The 15340-nt window shown below is 71.5% G+C and carries 13 protein-coding genes; 4 read left to right on the top strand and 9 right to left on the bottom strand.

The genetic code is table 11. From position 1 onward, the window contains the following. Positions 1-8: 8 nt before the first annotated feature. The gene (gene rsmI, locus K343_RS0119550; RefSeq protein WP_028009495.1) at positions 9-887 is read left to right on the top strand and encodes a 16S rRNA (cytidine(1402)-2'-O)-methyltransferase; all 879 of its coding nucleotides are present in this window, start codon (positions 9-11) and stop codon (positions 885-887) included. Positions 888-968: 81 nt separating this feature from the next. On the opposite strand, the gene K343_RS23735 is transcribed toward rsmI, so the two are convergent. Next, the gene (locus K343_RS23735; RefSeq protein WP_161628927.1) at positions 969-3962 is read right to left on the bottom strand and encodes a tetratricopeptide repeat protein; all 2994 of its coding nucleotides are present in this window, start codon (positions 3960-3962) and stop codon (positions 969-971) included. Between the two features lie 279 nt (positions 3963-4241). Between K343_RS23735 and K343_RS0119540 the strand changes: the two genes are divergently transcribed. Together K343_RS0119540 and K343_RS0119535 are read left to right on the top strand one after the other, a co-directional pair. After that, complete coding sequence (locus tag K343_RS0119540) at positions 4242-6500, top strand: Calx-beta domain-containing protein (RefSeq protein WP_161628926.1); 2259 nt, start codon at positions 4242-4244, stop codon at positions 6498-6500. Between the two features lie 20 nt (positions 6501-6520). Beyond that, entirely contained in the window at positions 6521-6958 is a 438-nt protein-coding gene (locus tag K343_RS0119535; RefSeq protein WP_028009493.1) for a hypothetical protein, read from the top strand. Positions 6959-7029: 71 nt separating this feature from the next. Here K343_RS0119535 and K343_RS24835 read toward each other — a convergent pair whose 3' ends face one another. Together K343_RS24835 and K343_RS0119525 are read right to left on the bottom strand one after the other, a co-directional pair. After that, positions 7030-7599, bottom strand: a complete 570-nt coding sequence (locus tag K343_RS24835) for a GDYXXLXY domain-containing protein (protein ID WP_028009492.1) — start codon at positions 7597-7599, stop codon at positions 7030-7032. Next, positions 7596-8861 (bottom strand): DUF2157 domain-containing protein, encoded by a 1266-nt coding sequence (locus K343_RS0119525; RefSeq protein ID WP_028009491.1) that lies wholly within the window; start codon positions 8859-8861, stop codon positions 7596-7598. Before K343_RS0119525 ends, K343_RS24835 begins: the two co-directional genes overlap by 4 nt. Before the next feature lie 110 nt (positions 8862-8971). Here K343_RS0119525 and K343_RS0119520 point away from each other — a divergent pair, with 110 nt between their 5' ends. Then, positions 8972-10861, top strand: a complete 1890-nt coding sequence (locus K343_RS0119520) for an MFS transporter (protein ID WP_028009490.1) — start codon at positions 8972-8974, stop codon at positions 10859-10861. A gap of 40 nt (positions 10862-10901) precedes the next feature. Here K343_RS0119520 and rlmH read toward each other — a convergent pair whose 3' ends face one another. From rlmH to holA, 6 genes are read right to left on the bottom strand one after another with little or no spacing between them, the layout of a single operon-like run. Further along, positions 10902-11372: a 23S rRNA (pseudouridine(1915)-N(3))-methyltransferase RlmH gene (gene rlmH, locus K343_RS0119515; RefSeq protein ID WP_020649563.1), complete on the bottom strand. Its 471-nt coding sequence runs from the start codon at positions 11370-11372 to the stop codon at positions 10902-10904. Between the two features lie 22 nt (positions 11373-11394). Continuing rightward, a complete protein-coding gene (rsfS, locus tag K343_RS25365; RefSeq protein WP_043113181.1) occupies positions 11395-11946 on the bottom strand; it encodes a ribosome silencing factor in 552 nt (183 codons plus the stop codon). After that, positions 11930-12592, bottom strand: coding sequence for a nicotinate-nucleotide adenylyltransferase (gene nadD / locus K343_RS0119505; RefSeq protein WP_245585254.1), 663 nt, complete (start codon positions 12590-12592; stop codon positions 11930-11932). Before nadD ends, rsfS begins: the two co-directional genes overlap by 17 nt. Positions 12593-12601: 9 nt before the next feature. Beyond that, positions 12602-12997: a VOC family protein gene (locus K343_RS0119500; protein WP_028009488.1), complete on the bottom strand. Its 396-nt coding sequence runs from the start codon at positions 12995-12997 to the stop codon at positions 12602-12604. Continuing rightward, positions 12997-14286 carry a glutamate-5-semialdehyde dehydrogenase gene (locus K343_RS0119495; protein WP_051278736.1) on the bottom strand — a complete coding sequence of 430 codons (1290 nt, stop codon included), beginning with the start codon at positions 14284-14286 and terminating at the stop codon, positions 12997-12999. Before K343_RS0119495 ends, K343_RS0119500 begins: the two co-directional genes overlap by 1 nt. Beyond that, entirely contained in the window at positions 14283-15305 is a 1023-nt protein-coding gene (holA, locus tag K343_RS0119490; RefSeq protein WP_028009486.1) for a DNA polymerase III subunit delta, read from the bottom strand. The genes K343_RS0119495 and holA overlap by 4 nt, the downstream gene beginning before the upstream one ends. Positions 15306-15340: the final 35 nt, after the last annotated feature.

Genomic DNA, 15340 nt, shown 5'->3' with positions numbered 1-15340 from the left:
GCTACCGCATGAGCGCTCCCGCGAGAATCGCCGCCGGCCATCTCTACGTGGTCGCCACGCCGATCGGCAATCTCGACGACTTCTCGCCGCGCGCCCAGGAAGTGCTCGGCGGCGTCGCCGCGATCTGCGCCGAGGACACGCGCAACACTGCCCATCTGCTCACGCACTTCGGCATCAAGAAGCCGCTGATCGCCGTGCACGAGCACAACGAGGACGAGGTCTGCGCCCGGCTCGTCGCCCGCCTGCAGGCCGGCGACGCGCTGGCGCTGGTGTCCGACGCCGGCACCCCGCTGATTTCCGATCCTGGCTTCGCCGTCGTGCGCGCGGCGCGCAACGCGAACCTGCCGGTGCTGGCGGTGCCCGGCCCCTGCGCCGCGATCGCGGCGCTGTCGGTGTCGGGCATCGCCAGCGACCGTTTCGTGTTCGAGGGCTTTCTGCCGGCCAAGGCCGGCGCGCGCCGCGAACGCCTCGCCGAGCTGGCCACCGAGACGCGCACGCTGATCGTCTACGAATCGAGCCACCGCATCGCCGAAGCGCTCGCCGACATCGTCGCCGTGCTCGGCGCCGAACGCCCGCTGTGCCTGGCGCGCGAACTGACCAAGCTCTACGAGGAAAGCCGCCGCGACAGCGCGGCCGGCATCGCCGCCTGGCTCGCGGCCGACGCCAACCGTACGCGCGGCGAATTCGTGCTCGTCATCGGCGGCGCCGCCGAAGCCTCGGACCGTCGCCAGAGTGAAGGCGAACGCGTGCTGAAACTGCTGCTCGGCGAGTTGCCGGCCTCGCGCGCCGCGCGCCTGGCCGCCGAAATCAGCGGCGCACGGCGCAAGGACCTTTACGCGCTGGCGCTGCAGCTCGGCGGCGGTCAGACGGGCGACGACGACGCCTGATCTCATGGCGCGCCGACGGCCCGTCGCGGCGCGCCAGCCTCGCGTGCGCCGCGGCGCACGCGGCAAACACCGCCACATGAACTAGGAAACGGCGCCGGCCAGGCGCGCGAACTCGACGCGCGCGGGGTGCACGGGCAGCAGTTCGCGCTCGACCGGCACGCGGATCATCTCGAGCAGCGCACGCGCCTCGGCGCCGCGTCCGTCGCCGGCGAGCGCCGATGCCAGATCGATCTTGGCGACCAGCACCGCCGGTGATTCCGGGTTTTCGTCCCGCTCGTAGGCCGGCACCACCTTCTGCAGCAGCGTCAGCGCCTCGGCATAGCGATGCTGCGCGAGCCGCAGGCGCGCGCGGCTGGCGGCGAGCACGTCGAAGATCCAGTGCTCGGCCGGCAGGTAGCTGCGGAACTGCGTCTCGGCCTGCGCCAGCGCGGCCTCGGCGCGCGCGAAGTCGCCGGCCGCGACGTAGGCGTCGGCGAGCTGCTTGAGGCGCCGGCCGCGCGTGAACTGCACCTGTTCGCCCTGCAGGCCGGCCGGGATCTCGCGCCGCAGCAGGGCGATCGCTGCCGCGCTCTGGCCGGCATAGCTCAGCGTGCGGGCGAGATTGATGCGCTGCAGATGGGTCTGCAGGTGGTCCTCGCCGTAATGCGCCAGCACCAGGCGATAGGCTTCGCGGCTGTTGGCGAGCGCGGCGGTGTAGTCGCCGGACTGCTCCTGGATCTGCGCGAGATTGCCGAGCGCGACGGCGAAGTCCGGACTGTCGTCGTCGCCGCGCGCACGCACGGCGGCGACCGCCTCGCCCATCCAGCGCGCCGCTTCGCGCACGCGGCCCATCGAATTCAGCGTCGCGCCGAGATTGTTCTTGGCGGTGATGACCGGCTGGCTGTCGTCGCCGTAGTAGCGCTGGTAGGCGCCGAGCACCTCGCGCTGCGCGGCCTCGGCCTCGGCGTTGCGCCCGGCCTGCCAGAGCAGGCTCGCGTAGCCGTCGAGCGCCTCGACGCTGCGCAGATCGCCGGCGCCGTAGGCCTGCTGCAGCAAGTGCCGCTGCCGGGCGGCGAGCGCCAGCGCCTCGTCCTGACGGCCGGCGTCGAACAGGCTCGTCGCCAACGCGCCGAGCACGGCGGCCGATTCGACGCCGTCGCGGCCCTGCGCGTCGCGCAGCGCGTCGCGCGCGGCGCTCAGCACGGCGACGCTCTCGGCCGGCTTCTGCTGCCAGTACAGCGCCTGGCCGAGCGCGCGCCGTGCGTCGGCGAGCTGCGCGTCGCGTGCCGGCAGAGCGGACGCCAGCAGCGCGACCGCCTCGCGCAGGCTGCGCTCGGCCTCGGCATAGAGCCCCTGGTCGATCTGCGCTTGCGCGAGCTGGCGCAGCAGCTGCGCCGTCACCAGCGGATCGGCGCCCGGCGTCTGACGCTGCAGCGCCAGCGCCTGCTCGGCCTGCTGCCGGCAGTCGAGCGGCAGGCCGAGCTTGCAGTACAGGTCGCCGAGCGCCGCCTGCACGCGGGCACGCACCAGCGGCTGCTCGGCGAAGCGCGCGCCGAGCCGGTCGCGGCCGCGGTCGACCAGCGCACGCGGCGCGATCGGCTTGCCGCCGTTCTCGCCCGGCGCGGCGGCGTCGAACAGCGAGGCGATGTAGCCGGTGACCTGCTGCGCGACCAGGGCTTCGCGCTCGGCACGGTCGCGCGCCAGCTCGCGCCCGGCGTTGGCGCCGAGCAGCTTGAAGTAGAGCAGCAGCGTCGAGGCCAGACCGAGCACCAGCACGGCGGCCAGCGCGACCATCCAGCGGCGGTGGATCTCGACGCGCGCCAGACGCTGCTGCAGTGCCGCCCCGCGCGCCGCGGCGGCCCGCTCGGCCTGGCGCTGCGCGCGCCGGCCGGGCAGCTGGCGCAGGCGCCGCGCCAGTTCGGCGGCGTCGGCCAGGCGCCGCGCCGGATCGCCGTCGACCGCCGCGGCGATGTCGTCGCGCAGCACCTCATCGTCGATCTCGCGCTCCCAGCCCGGCGCCAGCGGCCGGCGCCAGTCGCCGACCGCGGCCTGATAGAGCATCACGCCGAGCGCGTAGAGATCGCCCTGCACGGTCGCCGGCTGGCCGGCCTGCACCTCCGGCGCGAGGTACAGCGGCGTGCCGCTGGTGCTGTCGGCCGCCGCCACCGTCGCCGTGAAGCCGAGACGAGTGATGCCGATCGCCGCCAGCCGCGCGGCATCGACGACCCCGCCGCTGCCGAAATCGACCAGCTTGATCTGCGGCCCGCCCTCGCTTTCGGCGATCAGCACGTTCGATGGCTTGAGGTCCTTGTGCAGCACGCCGACGCCGTGCGCGGCAGCGAGCGCGTCGGCGCATTGCGCGATCAGTGCCAGGCGCTGCGCGATCGGCACCGCCGCCACGCCGCCACGCGCCTCGGTCCACTGCAGCAGGCTGCCGGCCGGCACGTATTCGAGTTCGAGGAAGAACGGCGCCTGCTGCAGATTCCAGTCGAGCAGGCGGGCCAGATCCGGCCGCTCGCCGAGGCCTTCCTTCAGGACCCGGAACAGGGTGATCTCGCGCTTGATCGCGCGCAGCGCGGCGCCGTCGAGCGCGAACTTGCAGACGCGCTCCTCGCCGGTCTTGTCGTGCCGCGTCCGCCAGACCTCGCCGCTGCCGCCGGCGCCGAGGCGCTCGACCAGCGTCCAGTTCGGCCGCAGCGGCGGACGGCCGCCCGGTTCGAACGCAAAGGCGGACGGCAGCTCGTCACCGACCCATTCGACCGTCACGTTCGCCGTCAGCCGGTAGCCGAAGCCGTGGACGGTCCTGACCAGCTCGCCGCCGTCGCCGAGCACGGCGCGCAGGCGGTTGATGGTCGTCGTCAGGACCGTGTCGGACAGGATGCGGCCGGGCCAGCAGGCGGCCGCCAGTTCGTCCTTGGTGACGACTTCGCCCGCGTGCTGCAGCAGATGCATCAGGACCTGCATCGGCTTGCGGTGCAGGCGCACCGGTTCACCGCCGTGACGCAGTTCCAGGCTGCGCTCGTCGAGCAGCCAGTCGCCGAAACGCCAGCGGCGCAGCGCGACGCGCTCGACCATCGGCTTGTCCAGCTCCGTCACCGTCTCCATCCCCCTTGCGCGGGTCGCGAGTATGGCAGCGACCCCGGCGCCGGTCAGCCTGCTGCACTGCGATCCCGATCACGCGAAAGCCGCCCGATCGCTCTGAAAACCGCGACTTGTTTCGCACTGTGAGCGCCGCGTGAGGATTTTGTCAGGACTTCCGCGACCCCGCCCGTCAACCTCGCGGCCCTGTTTGGGGAGGCTTTCCGGACCCGCCGCGTTCTCCGCGGACGCGGCGCTTCGCGAAGGCTTCACGGCCTTGTTAGGAGGATGATGCAAATGTTCACGGTAGTCTTGCGCCAGTTCTGGCGATTCTGTGTTTTCGGCCTGCTGGCCTCGCTCGCGCTCGGCGCGCGCGCCGCCGCCCCGCAGGTCACGACGATCAACGGCAACCCGCTGACGATCCGCGTCGGCGACGACGCCTCGTTCCAGATCCTCAATGCCGAAGTTCCCGGCGTCGGGCAGTTCTATCCGAGCGACAGCGAGGAGACGAGCGAAGATACCGCCGACTTCGGCTGGTTCCTGGCCACCGGCGGCGAGCTGTATGCGCCGAACTTCGGCGAGCATCCGAACGGCACGGCGACCGGCAGCCTCGCCGGCGGGCTCGGCAAGCCGTACCAGGTGCTGACGCCGGTCTCGCTGAGCGGCGTCACCGGCACCGGCAGCGCCAACGATCCCTACCGCGTCACCGTCGTCAACGACGTCGGCGCCACCGGCCTGCGCGCGACCGTACAGCTCAGCTACGTCAACGGCCGCAACTACTATTCGATGAACTGGACGGTCCGCAACACCGGCACCGTCAGCCGCGACCTCAAGGTCTTCCTCGGCGGCGACATCTATCTCGCCAACGACGACAGCGGCATCCCGTACTTCGACACCAACTCGTCGAGCCCCGGCGGCAAGAACTGCCCGCCCGCGCAGACGCTCGGCGCCGCGGCGGCCGGCGGTTCGGACTATTACATCCTGCTGATCCCGCAGACGCCGGCCGACGCCTACTCGGCGAAGGGCTACAGCGAGATCTGGCAGCTGATCGGCCAGGGGCAGCTCGACAACGTCGTGCTCGACGAGTGCATCGACAACGGCGCGGCGCTGCAGTGGAACCGCACGCTGGCGCCGGGCGCCAGCACCGTGCTGCAGACCGGCACCTCGTTCGGCGAGGTACCCGACATCGCGCAGTTCAACATCACCGACATCCAGCCGAACAGCGGCCGCCAGGGCGAGAGCTTCGACGTCACCCTGACCGGTATCGGCTTCATGAGCTTCGATTCCCGCTTCGAGATCGGCAACGGCGTGACGCTGTCGAACATCCAGGTCACCAGCGCCACCAGCGCCACCGCGCGCGTGACGATCGACGCGACAGCGACGCCGGGCGCGCGCGACGTCAGCGGCGGCCAGACCGCCGAAGGTCCGTTCGCGACGCTGCAGAACGGCTTCACCGTGCTCGCCTCGGAAACCCCGCCGAGCGGCAGCCTGCAGCTCAACGCCGCGACCTACACGGTCAACGAAGGCGCCGGCACCGTGACGATCAGTGTCGCCCGCAACGGCGGCAGCAGCGGCGCGGTCAGCGTCCGCTACGCGACGGCGAACGGCACGGCGCAGGCCGGCAGCGACTACGGCGCCACCGACGGCACGCTCACCTGGGCCGACGGCGACGCCGCGGTCAAGACCTTCACGGTCGCGATCACCGACGACAGCCTCGACGAGAACAACGAGACCTTCTCGGTGCAGCTCAGCGCCGCGACCGGCGGCGCCACGCTCGGCGAGCGCACGACCGCCACGGTGACGATCGTCGACAACGACGGCCAGTCGCTGCCGGGCGAGGAAGGCAAGGTCGAGCGCGGCGGTGGCGCGCTGGGCCTGCCGCTACTCGCCGTGCTCGGGCTGTTCGCAACGCTGCGCCGCAAGGCGCAGCGTTGCACCGCGTGGCTGGCCGCGCTCGGCCTTGCCGCCGCGATGCTGCCGGGCGCCGCCGCGGCCGGCGACTGGTACCTCGGCACCCGCGTCGGTCTCAGCGACGCCGGGATCGACAGCGCCAGCCTGACGCGCGCGCTGCGCAACGACGGCCACGCCGTCACCGCCCATGTCGACGACCGCCGCGATCTCGGCGGCGTGCTCTATGGCGGCTACCACTGGACGCCGAGCGTCGACCTCGAACTCGGCTACCTGCGCCTCGGCCAGACCGAAGCGCACGTCAGCGGCGATCTCGGCAACGGCCACACGCTGGTCGACGATCTCGCCGACGAGCTGCCGGCCGGCGGCGACGCCGTGCTCGCCGCGCTGCGCCTGCGCTTTCCGATCGCCGGACCGCTGTCGTTCACGCCGCGCCTCGGCGGCTACTGGTGGACGAGCGAGACCGAGCTGCACACCGCGCAGCGCAGCTATCGCTCGCGCGACAGCGGTCTCGGCCTCGACGCCGGGCTCGGCTTCGACCTGCGCTTCGCCGAACGCTTCCACGTCGGCCTCAACGGCGAGCTGCTGCGTTCGAGCAGCGCCGGCGCGCTGAAGCTCTACACGCTGCAGTTCGAATACGACTTCTGAAGTCCCGACCCGAGCCGGACATGAAGAGTTTGATCGCGTTCGCCCTGCTCGCCGCCGTCGGCCGCCCGGCGGCGACGACCCCGCAGGACTGCGGCCTGGCGGCACCGTCCCACTACGTCGCCGTGCCGCGGCCACAGCCGCCGTCCGCAAGCGGCATCGCCGAGATCCGCGTCGCCGAGGACGACGGCTGGCAGGACGTACGCGTCCACGGCGCGGTCTGCCGCCAGACCTGGACGCCGGCGCGCGCGGACGCTTCGCGTCCGGTCACTGAAATCCACTGGTTCTACCGCCGCGGCCTGCAGGCGCTCGGCGCCGAGATGGTCTATCTCGACTGGCGTTATACCGTCGCGCGCCTGCCGGCCGGCAGCGGCACGCGCTGGATCCAGGTGCATTCGCCGCCGGGCGAGATCAACGTCACCATCGTCGACGTCGGCGCCTGGCCGGCACTCGCGTACTAGGCTCCGGGGTCCGCCCCCGGATCAAGCCGCGGCGCCGCGATCCGGCCCGCGGCTTTTTGCGGCGTCGGCCTTCAGCCGCCGCCGGCCGCCAGCAGGCGGCGCACCGGCACGTTGCCGATGAACAGCTCTTCGAGCACCGCGTGACCGTCGCGCACGCGCACGGACACGTAAGCGTCGCCGCGTTCCGCGCCGGCGCGATGGGCGTCGCGATAGGCGCGCTCGGCCGCCGGCGCGGCGCGCTCCTCGAGGTAGTAACGGTCGAACGGCAGGCGCAGCGTCGCGACCTGCGCGGCATCGATCCAGGCGATGCGGGCGACCAGATAATCGCCCTGCGCCGGCGGCTCGCGCCGCGGCGGGCCGAAGCGGACGAAACGGTCGGGACCGGTCGTCAGCGGCACGCAGACGCGATCGCCGGCCTGCAGACCGGCGCCGGCCGGCACGGCGACGCGCAGACCCTCGAACGACAGCGCCACGTAGCGGCCACGGAAGGCGTCGACCGGATCGACCGGCGCGGTCCGCAGGTAATAGCGCGTGCCCTCGCGCAGCGTGCGCTCGCTCTGCACGGCGAGCGAGACCGGCCCCGCCCACTGCAGCACGGCAGCCGCCGCCAGCAGCGCGAACGCGAACGCCGGGCGCTTCACGGACGCACCTTGCGGCGCAGCCAGGCATGCGCCGCCAGAAAGCCGAGGCCGGTGGCGACGAAGGCGACGCCGCGTGCCACGAACGACCACTCGCCGCCGAAGAAGCGCAGCAGGACCAGCACCGCGATCAGCGTCAGACCGCTGCTGACCAGGCGCAGCAGGCGCGTGTGCAGACCGGCCTGGATCACGGCGACGCCGATCGCCAGCACATACGCGTTGAAGAACACCGCGAGCGGCACCGCCGGCGGCGCGTGCCCCTGCGTCAGCGCCAGTGCCGCGACCGGCACCGCCAGCGCCGCCAGCAGCCACTGCCGCCGCCACAGCGCATGCAGCGCGAGCAGGCCCGCCGCCGCGAGCACCAGCCCGAGCACGACGCCGGCCTGCAGCAGCGCGCCATCGGCGTAGCGCGCGAGCCAGTGCTCGCGCCAGAACTCCGGGAACGTCGTGGCCAGCGCCACCAATGCCCAGCCGAGTTCGCCATAGGCGCGCAGCGGCCGGCGCACCAGCGACCGTTCGCCGCCGAGGCCGTCGTCGAGCAGGATCAGCAGCAGCGCGCACGCGCCGATCCACAGCCAGCCGTAGTGGCGGACCCAGGGCATCGCCACCGTCAGCGCCGCGAACAATAGCGGCACCAGCCAGCCGATCAGCAGCACACTGCGCAGCGAGCCGCGGTCGCGACGCCACACCGATATCGCGTGCGGCAGCAGCGTCGCGTAGGCGAGCAGTACCAGCAGCGGCGCGCGCGCGGCGCCGTCCTGCGCGCCGACCCAGCCGAGCAGCGCGGCGCCGACCAGCACCGCGAGCAGGCTGGCGTCGAGCGCGTAGACCAGCGGCAGCGCGACCAGCGCGCAGCTCAGCAGGTAACGATCGAGATCGCCGCCGAACTGGAAGATCTGCGCCACCAGCGCCAGCGCCGCGGCGAAGGCCAGCGCCGTGAACGCGGCCGCGCCCTCGCGCCAGGCCTGCGACAGCGGCCGCCGCCACAGCGCGTAGACGCAGGCCGCCTGTCCGCCGGCGAGCGGCAGCGCGGTGATGAACAGGCGCAGGCCGCGACTCCACTGATCCCAGTTGTGCGCGACCAGCAGGATCAGGCCGAGCCCGACCAGCAGCGCACCGAGGATCGCCGACAGGCCCAGCGCGCCGCCGCCCTGCGCCGCGTCGGCATAGCGCGCGCGCAGCCGGGCCGCGGTCGGCGCGTCGATGACGCCGGCGCGCTCGAGTTCCGGCAGTTCGCCGAGCAGCCAGGCCGCGTTCTTCGCCATGCCGCTTTCACGCTCCTCTTTCATGCTCGTGATGGTTGAACAGCCTAACAAACGCGCGCGGACGAACCGATATGCTGTCGCATCGCAGACAAGGATAACGGGGAGTATCGATGCCGGCATCGGACCACAACGGTTCGCAGTTCGCGCTGCTCGGCAGGCGGCGCTACGCGCCGCTGTTCGTCACGCAGGCGCTCGGCGCGTTCAACGACAACGTCTACAAGAACGCGCTGGTGATCCTGGTCGGCTTCGGCATCGTCGGCCTGTCGCCCGCGCAGATCGACTTCTACGTCAATCTCGCCGCCGGGCTGTTCATCCTGCCGTTCTTCCTGTTCTCGGCGAGCGCCGGCCAGATCGCCGAGAAGTATGACAAGGCGCGCCTGATCCGCTTCACCAAGCTGTTCGAGATCGCCGTCATGCTGTTCGCCGCGGCCGGCTTCGCGCTGCAGTCCCTGCCGTTCCTGCTGGCGGTGCTGTTCCTGATGGGCACGCAGTCGGCGCTGTTCGGGCCGGTCAAGTACTCGATCCTGCCGCAGCACCTGCGCGACGAAGAGCTGGTCGGCGGCAACGCCATGATCGAGGCGGCGACCTTTCTCGCGATCCTGCTCGGCACCATGGCCGGCGGCTGGCTGATCGCGCGACACGGCAGCACCTGGGTCAGCGCGACGATCGTCGCGATCGCGGTCGCCGGCTACCTCGCCGCGCGCGCGATCCCGCCGGCGCCGCCGGCCGCCCCGGGGCTGCGCATCAACTGGAACCCGTACACCGAGACGCGCGACAACCTGCGCTTCCTGCGCGGCAACCGCGTCGTGCTGCTGTCGGTGCTCGGCATCTCGTGGTTCTGGTTCTACGGCGCGATGTTCCTGTCGCAGCTGCCGAACTACAGCAAGCAGTATCTCGGCGGCGACGAATCGGTCGTCACCCTGCTGCTGACGATCTTCTCGCTCGGCGTCGGCATCGGCTCGCTGCTCTGCGAGCGCCTGTCCGGTCGCAAGGTCGAGATCGGCCTGGTGCCGCTCGGCTCGATCGGCCTGACGATCTTCGGCATCGACCTGTTCTTCGCGGCGCCGGGCCCGGCGGCGGTCGCGGGCCAGAGTGCGCTGCAGTTCCTGTCGTCCGCCGCCAACCACCGCGTCGCCTGGGATCTGCTGCTGACCGGCGTGTTCGGCGGTTTCTACATCGTGCCGCTGTATGCGCTGATCCAGTTGCGCACCGAGGCCTCGCACCGCTCGCGCGTGATCGCCGGCAACAACATCCTCAATGCGCTGTTCATGGTCATCGCCGCGCTGCTGGCGATCGTCTACCTCAAGCTCGGCCTGACGATTCCGCAGCTGCTGCTGACCACGGCGCTGATGAACGCCGCCGTCGCCGTCTTCATCTACACGCTGGCGCCCGAGTTCCTGATGCGGCTGCTGGTGTGGCTGCTGATCAACACGCTCTACCGCATCCGCAAGACCGGCCTCGAGCACATCCCAGACGAAGGGCCGGCGATCGTCGTCGCCAATCACGTCAGCTACGTCGACGCGCTGATCATCGGCGGCAACGTGCGCCGGCCGATCCGCTTCGTGATGTACCACAAGATCTTCCGCATCCCGGTGCTCAGCTTCATCTTCCGCACCGCGCGCGCGATCCCGATCGCGCCGGCCCGCGAAGACGAAGCGCTGATGCACCAGGCCTTCGACGAAATCGCCGCAGCGCTACAGGCCGGCGAAGTGATCGGCATCTTCCCGGAGGGCCAGCTGACGCGCGACGGCGCGATCGGCGAATTCCGCAGCGGCATCGAAAAGATCGTCGCGCGCACGCCGGCGCCGGTCGTGCCGATGGCCTTGCGCGGGCTCTGGGGCAGCTTCTTCAGCCGCAACAACTTCCTCGCCCGCATGCGCCTGCCGAGCCGCTTCTGGTCGCGCGTCGAGCTGGTCGCCGAGGCGCCGGTCGCGCCGGAGCAGGTCAGCGCCGCCGATCTGGAACAGCGCGTGCGTGCCTTGCGCGGCGACTGGGCTTGAGACCGGGCGTGAGACCGGGCGCGAGCTCGCCGCGCCGACTTCAGCCGCGGTGATACGGGTGGTTGGCGAGCAGGCTCCAGGCCCGAAACAGCTGCTCGGCGACGAACACGCGAACCAGCGCATGCGGCAGCGTCAGCTTTGACAGCCCCCACTTGCGGTCGGCGCGCGCCAGCACCTCCGGGGCGTGGCCGTCGGGCCCGCCGATCAGCAGCGCGGTGTCGCGGCCGGACTGCATCCACTGCTGGAGCTCGCGCGACCAGTCGGTGCTGCTCAGCTGCTGGCCGTGCTCGTCGAGCGCGACCACCAGCGCGTCGCGCGGCAGAGCCTTGAGGATCTTCTCGCCTTCCTGCTGCTTGGCGCGGGCGATGTCGGCGTTCTTGCCGCGCTGCGCCGGGGCGATCTCGACCAGCTCCAGCCGGCACTCGTGCGGCAGGCGCGCCGCGTAGTCGGCGTAGGCGGTCTGCACCCAATCCGGCATGCGCGTGCCGACCGCGATCAGCCAGATGCGCATCGGCGCGCCAGCGGCGTCCGGCCTACTTGCGCGTCGCCTTGCGGGCCGGCGCCTTCTTCGCGGCCGGCTTGGCGGCCTTCTTGACCGCCGCCTTCCTGACGGCCGGCTTCTTCGCCGCCGTCCTGGCCGGCGCCTTCTTCGTCGCCGGCTTGGCCGCCGGCTTCGACTTCCCGGTCGCCGCCTTCTTCGCGGCCGGCTTCTTCTTCGGCTTGGCCTCGACCGGCGCCTCGGCCTCGTCGGCGACCGCCCAGAGCTTTTCGAGCTGGTAGAACGCGCGCGCCTGCACCTGCATCACGTGCACGACCACGCCGCCGAGATCGACGAGCACCCACTCGCCCTGCTCGGTGCCTTCGAGCCCGAGCGGCTGGTAGCCGGCGTGCTTGGCCTCCTCGGCGACGTTCTGCGCCAGCGACTTCACGTGCCGGTTCGAGGTGCCGGTGCAGATGATCATGGTGTCGGTGACCGTCGTCAGCTTGGTCACGTCGAGCACGGTGATGTCCTGCCCCTTGAGGTCGTCGAGCGCCTCGTAGGCGAGGCGGGCCAGCGGGTCGAGTTTTTTAATGTTGGGTCGCATCGTTGTCCTGCGTCAGCGCCTTGAGATCGGCGGCGGTCATGGCGTTCAGTATCGCATCCGGGACCAGGCCGCGCACGGAGCGGTGCTGCGCCAGCAGGCGCCGGATGCGGGTCGACGAAATATCGAGCGGCGGCATTTCGAGCGGCAGCCACAGGCCCGCCTCGCGCGCGTGCAGCGCCTCGGCGCCGTCGGCGCGGCGCGCGCCGAGCAGCGCCGCGCATTCGATGCTCGGCTGCGGCTCGCTGCCGGGCCGCGTGATGACGGCGACATGGGCGAGCTCGACGATGCGCTGCCAGTGCCGCCACAGATGGAAGTGCTGGAAGGCATCGCCGCCCATCAGCAGGATCAGCGAGGCGCGCGGGAAATCGCGGCGCAGTTCCTCGAGCGTGTCGACCGTGTACGACGGCCCGGCCCGCATGATCTCGCGCTCGTCCGGTATCAGCCCTTTTTCGCGGCGCACCGCGGCGCGGACCCATTCGAGCCGGCGCTGCGGCGAGACGCGCGAATCCGGGCGATGCGGCGCGTGCGCGGTCGGGATCAGCCGCACCTGGCTGAGATCGAGCCGCTCGCGCGCCTCGATCGCGACGCGCAGATGGCCGTTGTGGAACGGCGCGAACGCGCCGCCGAAAACGCCGATCGCCTTCACGCGGAGCACTCAGGCCGGCGCATGGCAGACCGCCTCGATGTTGTGCCCGTCGGGATCGAGCACGAAGGCGCCGTAGTAGTTCGGGTGATAGTGCGGGCGCAGGCCCGGCGCGCCGTTGTCGCGGCCGCCGGCGGCGAGCGCCGCGCGATGGAAAGCGTCGACCTCGGCGCGCGTGCGCACGCGAAACGCGACGTGCACCGGCGGCGTGTTCGGCCGCGCATCGCCGCCGCCGGCGCTGATCCAGAATTCCGGCTTCGGCGCTTCACCGAAGCCGCCGTGCGCGTGATCGACCACCGGCGGCGCCAGCTCCATCAGCAGCTCGAAGCCGAGCGGCGCCAGCGCCGCGCGGTAGAACGCCTTGCTGCGTTCGTAGTCCGCGACGACCAGGCCGACGTGATCGAGCACTAGCGGACCGAACCGTCGCCGAGCACGATCCACTTCAGCGAGGTCAGGCCTTCGAGGCCGACCGGACCGCGGGCGTGGAACTTGTCGGTGCTGATGCCGATCTCGGCGCCGAGACCGTACTCGTAGCCGTCGGCGAAGCGCGTCGAGGCATTGACCATCACCGAGCTCGAATCGACTTCGCGCAGGAAGCGGCGCGCCTTGCTCAGGTTCTCGGTGACGATGCTGTCGGTGTGCTGCGAGCCGTAGGTGTTGATGTGCTCGATCGCGGCGTCGAGGCCGTCGACGACGCGGATCGCCAGGATCGGCGCCAGATACTCGGTGCGCCAGTCCTCCTCGGTCGCCGCCTTGGCTTCGGCCAGGATGCCGCGCGTGCGCTCACAGCCGCGCAGCTCGACGCCGGCCTCGACGTAGATCTCGGCGAGCGTCGGCAGCACGCGCGCGGCGAGCGGCACGTCGACCAGCAGCGTTTCCATCGTGTTGCAAGTGCCGTAGCGCTGCGTCTTGGCGTTGACGGCGACGGCGACCGCTTTCTCGAGATCGGCGTCGGCGTCGATGTAGACGTGGCAGATGCCGTCGAGGTGTTTGATGACCGGCACGCGCGCCGACTCCGACACCGCCGCGACCAGGCCCTTGCCGCCGCGCGGAATGATGACGTCGACGTACTGCGGCATCGCCACCATCTCGCCGACCGCACGGCGGTCGGTGATGTCGAGGATCTGCACGGCGTCCTTCGGCAGGCCGGCCTCGATCATCGCGCGCTCGATGCAGCGGCCGATCGCGAGATTCGAGCGCAGCGCTTCCGAGCCGCCGCGCAGGATCGCGGCGTTGCCCGACTTCAGGCACAGCGCCGCGGCGTCGGCCGTCACGTTCGGCCGCGATTCGTAAATGATGCCGACCACACCGAGCGGCACGCGCATGTGGCCGACCTGGATGCCGGACGGGCGCAGCTTCATGTCGCTGATCTCGCCGATCGGATCGGGCAGCGCGGCGACCTGGCGCACGCCGTCGGCCATCGCCTCGATGCGCTTCGGGTTCAGTTCGAGACGGTCGAGCAGCGCCGCGTCGAGCTTGGCGTTGCGGCCTTCGCGCATGTCCTGCGCGTTGGCTTCGAGGATGCGCTCGGCGTCGTCGAGCAGGGCCTGCGCGAGCGCGAACAGCGCCGCGTTCTTGGTGCCGGTGTCGGCACGCGCCAGCAGGCGCGCGGCGGCGCGCGCCTTGGCGCCGCGCTCGTGCATGTAGGCGGCGATGTTGTCGGCCTTCGCCCGAACCGGTTTTGCAGCGGAAGTCATGAACGTTGTGGACGCGGGGCCGCCCCACTGGCGGCGAGGATCAATGTTAGCAATTCTTCCCAGGCCGCCGCCTCCTGACCGGACTTGACCATCTGGTCGACGTTGGCGGCGCGGCGCATCCAGGTCAGCGCCTCGGCCGGCCGCACGCGCGGCAGTGCGCGCAGGTACTTGGCCTGCTGCGCGCGGAAGATGCCGGCCGCCTCGCAGGCGGCGCCGGCATCGCGCAGGCGCGCGTACTGGATCGAAGCCTTGGCCAGCGAGCGCAGGCACCAGGACAGCGCGCCGAGGATTTCCAGCGGCCCGAGGCCTTCCTCGCGCAGGCGCTGCAGGCTGCGCACGCTGCCGACGGCGTCGCCGTCGAGGATGCGGTCGTTGAGATCGAAGGCTTCGAAGCGCGCGCTGTCGGCGACCGCCTGCGCCAGCGCCTCGACGCCGATCCGCTCGCCCGGGAACAGCAGCTTGAGCTTTTCGACGTCCTGCGCGGCGGCCAGCAGATTGCCCTCGGTGCGCTCGGCGAGCAGCTTCACCGCTTCGGCGTCGGCCTGCACGCCCGCCGCCTTGAGGCGCGCGTCGAGCCAGGGCACGAATTCCTCGGGCTTGACCGGCCACAGGTAGAGACTGGCGCCGGCGGTGTCGAGCGCCCGCGCCCACGGCGCCTCGCGCTGGCGCTTGTCGAGCGCGCCGCAGACGACGATCAGCAGCACGTCCTGCGGCGGCCGCTGGGCCAGCGCCTGCAGGGTCTTGCGCCCCTCGTCGTCGGGCCCCGCGGCCATGCGCACCTCGACGATGCGCCTTGAGGCGAACAGCGACAGGCTGGCGCCGGCCTCGATCACGCGCTGCCAGGCGAAGCCGCGCTCGACGTCGAACACCTCGCGCTCGCTGTAGCCGGCCTTGCGCGCCGCGGCGCGGATCGCGTCGAGCGCCTCCTGCATCAGCAGCGGCTCCTCGCCGGCGACGAAGTAGATCGGCGCGAGGCCCTTGGCGAGATGCGAGGCGAGCTGGCTGGCTTTGAGCTGCACGGCGTGGAAGGACGAGGCGTCCTGCGTCGGAAAGC

Source organism: Solimonas flava DSM 18980 (assembly GCF_000426685.1).
Classification (GTDB): domain Bacteria; phylum Pseudomonadota; class Gammaproteobacteria; order Nevskiales; family Nevskiaceae; genus Solimonas; species Solimonas flava.
Note: the sequence above shows the minus strand (reverse complement) of the source record. Positions and strands in the feature narration are given on the sequence as shown.

Bases quoted from the DNA above. Each gene is read 5' to 3' on its own strand.
- rsmI (WP_028009495.1), top strand. From the start codon at position 9: ATGAGCGCTCCCGCGAGAATCGCCGCCGGCCATCTCTACGTGGTCGCC.
- K343_RS0119540 (WP_161628926.1), top strand. From the start codon at position 4,242: ATGTTCACGGTAGTCTTGCGCCAGTTCTGGCGATTCTGTGTTTTCGGC.
- K343_RS0119535 (WP_028009493.1), top strand. From the start codon at position 6,521: ATGAAGAGTTTGATCGCGTTCGCCCTGCTCGCCGCCGTCGGCCGCCCG.
- K343_RS0119525 (WP_028009491.1), bottom strand. From the start codon at position 8,861: ATGGCGAAGAACGCGGCCTGGCTGCTCGGCGAACTGCCGGAACTCGAG.
- K343_RS0119520 (WP_028009490.1), top strand. From the start codon at position 8,972: ATGCCGGCATCGGACCACAACGGTTCGCAGTTCGCGCTGCTCGGCAGG.
- rlmH (WP_020649563.1), bottom strand. From the start codon at position 11,372: ATGCGCATCTGGCTGATCGCGGTCGGCACGCGCATGCCGGATTGGGTG.
- rsfS (WP_043113181.1), bottom strand. From the start codon at position 11,946: ATGCGACCCAACATTAAAAAACTCGACCCGCTGGCCCGCCTCGCCTAC.
- K343_RS0119495 (WP_051278736.1), bottom strand. From the start codon at position 14,286: ATGACTTCCGCTGCAAAACCGGTTCGGGCGAAGGCCGACAACATCGCC.